At 45.4% G+C, this 4,638-nt stretch carries 2 protein-coding genes and 1 pseudogene; all 3 read right to left on the reverse strand.

The features are described 5' to 3' along the window. Window positions 1-648: pseudogene (locus ACFIJW_RS09135) on the reverse strand (phage tail protein); the annotation flags it as partial. Between the two features lie 189 nt (window positions 649-837). Beyond that, the gene (locus ACFIJW_RS09140) at window positions 838-2,220 is read right to left on the reverse strand and encodes a Bgr_08870 family protein (protein WP_375634165.1); all 1,383 of its coding nucleotides are present in this window, start codon (window positions 2,218-2,220) and stop codon (window positions 838-840) included. Between the two features lie 12 nt (window positions 2,221-2,232). Then, the coding region (locus ACFIJW_RS09145) for a DUF4815 domain-containing protein (RefSeq protein ID WP_375634167.1) at window positions 2,233-4,638 on the reverse strand (2,406 nt) is incomplete at its 5' end.

The raw sequence follows: 4,638 nt of genomic DNA on the forward strand, positions 1-4,638 counted from the left end.
TTTGATAAACATGGCTGCTGCAAAAGGACTTGCGGGTTTAACACTAACACCCCCCTCACGATTTGCCACCCGTACAAAGGGGTCAATCAAATAACAAAAGCGTGAGGAAAAATCTGCGCGATAGGTAAGGCTTTCTTGCGTGTTTTTACCACCCGTATCAAAAACCGCAATCGCTTGTAGCTTTTCTGCCACCTGTTCCAAGGCATCCGCCACGGGGTTTTTACCATTATCAAGGCGCCCTGCACTATAAGCCGGTGCCAGTAAAATCCCAGGCTCTACCCCTAAATGCCCTCTAGCGTGTTTTAGCACATGCACACCGGTCAGTCGAGCATTTGATCCCACCATCTCGGCTTGTGTCTCAGCTATGGTTGACTTTTCTTCCACACGCACAAGAATAATTTGTGCCTCAATCCCTTGCGCGCACACGGCGTTAATGACATCAAGAGCTGTGCCTCTTGCCCCAAGCTTTTGGATCTTCTCTCCCTCATGCGTAAAGAGAAGAACAGGCTCGTTGAGGGGAAAAACTTGGTTGTCAGCTTCAGGGGCTGTAACAACCGCTCCAATGGCGGTCTGATCAAATGTTGCTAAGGAACGGGAATCCTCACCAGCCTCTACAATGCGTATCCCATGATTAAATTCTGTTGCCATCTTGCTCTCCAAATCAATGAAGAGACCATAACAAGAAACAACAGACGATCATAAGACTGACACTGTCACTCAAAAAGCCCTTTAAAAGGGCTTTGAAAGAGCGATAAAAGGACTTAAAAACATATAAGCCTGCTTATAGAACAGCTATCCATTTGACTTCTGTCATATCTTGGTTACTTGTGCATCCATTTATTCTTTCCATAATCTTATAAGGACAGCGCCATCAGCACCAGCACCGCTTGGAGAGGAATTTCCATGAGCACCAGCACCCCCACCACCAAAGCCACGCCCTGCTTTTCCTGAACTATAGGAACCTTTGCCTAGTCCTCCAGAGCCTCCTCTTGATGTATCGCCTCCAGCATCACCGCCATTACCGCTTGTTTTTCCATTGATTCCGCTTGTCCCAGCATAACCATTTCCGCCTTTGGCAATTCCTAGGTGGTCATCCGTTGCTAAACCAAAGTTTCCTCCCACGCCTCCAGCACCACCAGAGCCTGAATAGAAGGAAGTCGTACTCCCAGTAATCGAGTGAGAGATACGGGCGTCAGCTCCCCCACCACCCTTTCCTCCGGTAGCGGTAATAAAATTTTTGCCAATGGTTGTTGTTTCTCCAGGCTTACCGCTTACAAAATTCTTTGCAATAGAAGCCCCTCCTTTACCAATGATGATATCCTCGTGACCGTTTAAACTGACTTTATAGCCATACCAGATGGAACAACCACCACCTCCACCACCTCCTCCTAATCCTATCCCAAACGCTCTACCACCACTACCCCCACCACCCCAAGCTTGGATCTCAACTTTAGTTTTATCGGTGACCCAGATGGGCCACTGAATTTTCCCATCCTGTGTATAGAGCAATTCAGCATCAGCAAGGGCCGGCCAATTTGTGATTTTATCGATCAAATCTTTTTTAAGACTCTTTATTTGTGCCAAAATGGCGGCATCCACTTGCGCCTTCGTATAAACAACATCACCATCAACCCTCAAAGGTCCTTTAAGAAAGCTTCCCGTTGTGCTTAAACTGGTAACTATTTCACCATTATGGGTGAGATTAAACGACGAATTACCCAACAGTTCTAAGCCACCACTCATAGTGATTTTGCTGGTAAATTTATTATAACTTTGCCATTCATTTGGGCTGGCTAAGCGACCATAGCTTGTGAGATCTTCATTGATCTTGGCTCTAAAATCATCAAGACCCACGATATCTTCGGTTTTATGTTGATGTGCGCCTAACAGTGAGACAGCACTGCCAAAGGTGAAGTTATTATTGCTTGATTTATAGAGAACATAATTATTTGCGGCATCGTGTGCGCCTTCGATATCGCTTAAATCAGCAAATGAGAAAGTTTTATCCGCTGCCATTTTGCCATTGAGAGCGCTTTCTAGATTTGTGATTTCGCTTATGGTATGCGTGTGTTGTGAAGGCGCTTTTTGGTCTACCTTTTCCTCAACAGCCAAAAGAGCTTGATCAATTTTGGTCAAGTTTTCGCGCAAGATTGGGAATTCAGAACTGATAAAACGACCTTCTTTAGGCAATTCCATGTCGAGTTTTTTGGTTTTGGTCATCTCTGTTTTCCCTCATAATATGCCGGCGCCAAAATCACACACCATGGACCGCGCAGCAGGTCCACCGGTAAGGGTCAATTTCAAGCGCGCTTGTTTGGCGCCTTTATCACCACTGATAAATTTGCGCTCTGTCCAAAGGGGCTCGGCAAGTTGTTCTGTTTCGTCGAGTTTCAAAGGGGTGAAACCACCATCATCCAGTTGCATCTCGAGTGTAAAGGTTGCACCGCCTGGTAAAAAGGTTTTGATATAGCTGGTCAATCTTGCTTTTTCACCAAAGGCAAAAGCACGCGTGACATAAGTGGCTTCCTTATGGATCTTTCCTGCAATCAATTGAACAGGAGCAAACAAGACGGGTGAGAGCTTTTCGGTGCCTTTGAGAATAGCGCGAAGCTTTATCTTTTCACTGATATATTCGGTAAGGCTTAGCAATTGAAAGGGAAGCAGTTGATAAATTGTGCCATTGTTTCGTTCAATTTCAAAGATGACAGAACACTCACTTGAAGGCAATTCAATGGCTGCGCGGATTTGTAAATCAGAGCAGTCCACAAGATCAAAAGTGCCAAGATCAATGGTTTTTTCTGTTTGTGTGTAGCGTGCCGCCAGCACCCTAAAAGCTAAAGCCTCATCTTGATGAGCGGTCCAGCTCCTAGCATTGACAGAAGAAAAGCGTGGACCGGTCACGTAAGGGTGGCTCGAGACGTATCTCTGGTGTTCTGCATCAAAATCTCCAAGCTTTGCTAAAGAGACGGAATGATCAGCATCATCGGTTTTAATGACAAAAGCCGTTAAACGGTCATCCATCACAAGGAGTGGTACATCATAGCGTGCCTCTGCCCAACCTAGCTTTGCGCCCTTCATAGAATAAAAGCTTTGCGCTTGAATATCGGCGGTCGGATAGCCATTTTCTGTGGTGACCAAATCAATCACCAGATCATGGTTCTGATTGCCGATTTTGCAAAGATGAAAGTCAATTCCGGTGATTTGCCGTGTTGCATCAGGGGTAAAGACTTGCGCTTGTGGGTCCACTTGCGTCCAGATCTTCACCGTGGTGGTGCGCCGCATCACTTTCACATCAATCACACCTTGACCGGTAAAAAGCCCCGTTGCAATTGTTCCACCTCTGCCTTGTGCGATAACATTTTTTGTGCCAGCGGTGATATTTTTAGGAATCTTAAAAGTGCTTTCAAGGACGCCATAGGAATTGGCAAAAAGGGGATAATTAGGCAAAACATTCACACCATCAAAGGTGAGGCTTGCTAATTGTTCTAACTTGCCAAAACCTTCAATTTTAAAGTGAAGAGTAATTTGTCTTAAAAAGTCTATTTGTTCTTGATGTGTGTTGATGAAATTATCGCTTACTTCTGTTCTACGTATGGTACTGCCACGGTTCCAGCCCATAATGATTTGATTGGTGATACTCGAGAGCCAATCGGTACGCTGTTCATGCCAAAAGTCTGTCGCGGGTTCAAGGGTTACTGTACCAGGTAAGGTTGCAAAATTTTGATAAGGATTGATTTTTTCGCAAGCCGTTGTCAATTCTTGCGCAATAATCACTTCATTTGTCCAGTCAAGCGTGACAGGCGCTTTTAAAGGAGCAGTATAGAATGTTGGGTCAATGGCAAGCTGTAAAATGCCGTTGCCTACAGCACCTGTTTGTTGAAAGCCTTCATCTCTGTAACTATCATCAAGAAAAGGGTCTGCAAACATGCCCTTTTTGGCAACGGGTTCTTTAGAGTCAACATTGCTTTTAATACGCTCTAATTGCATGAGACGGTCAAGCGAAAGCACCCGTTGAAAATAGCGCCACATCTCATCATAGGGGGCAACCCGTGTGCCATCATTGACCACAACCGGCGTTTCAAGCCAATTGTTGGTAATGGTTGCAAGGGACAACACATCATCAGGGACACTGGGTGCCATGGGTTGGTCTACTGAGATACCTTTGATGTAAACCACATTGCCCCCCGTGTTGAGACCGATACGGTCAATGCGGGGGAGTTTGTAAGTGTAACTGACGATAANCGTGTTGAGACCGATACGGTCAATGCGGGGGAGTTTGTAAGTGTAACTGACGATAATATCACCACCTTGCGCCCCACCTGAGACAGTGATTTCCTGCGCTGTTACTTTATCAGCCGTGATTTTTGCGCGATAGCGGTAAGTCACCTTATAGCTGCTCCCTGCTAAAGGTTCGTCTCCCACGGGTGCCCAATCAATGGTGTCTCCGGTTTTTTTAAAATCCGTTCCTTCTTTAAATTCCTTGCTTCCTTGAACGATTTTGATAAACGCGGTGATGCTTTTATCAGGAACACCATCACACCCCGAAGCAACTGCACCACGGGTGACGTTAACGGTTTTTTCTTTTGTCAACAAAAGAGACTGAATATCAGCAATAGGAAAATAATAGGGTTTAAAGGT

The organism is Bartonella sp. MM97QHHN (assembly GCF_042194285.1).
In the GTDB taxonomy this organism is placed as follows: Bacteria; Pseudomonadota; Alphaproteobacteria; order Rhizobiales; family Rhizobiaceae; genus Bartonella.

What these genes read in the sequence shown, in the direction of transcription:
- ACFIJW_RS09140 (WP_375634165.1), bottom strand. Translation starts at nt 2,220, where the DNA reads ATGACCAAAACCAAAAAACTCGACATGGAATTGCCTAAAGAAGGTCGT.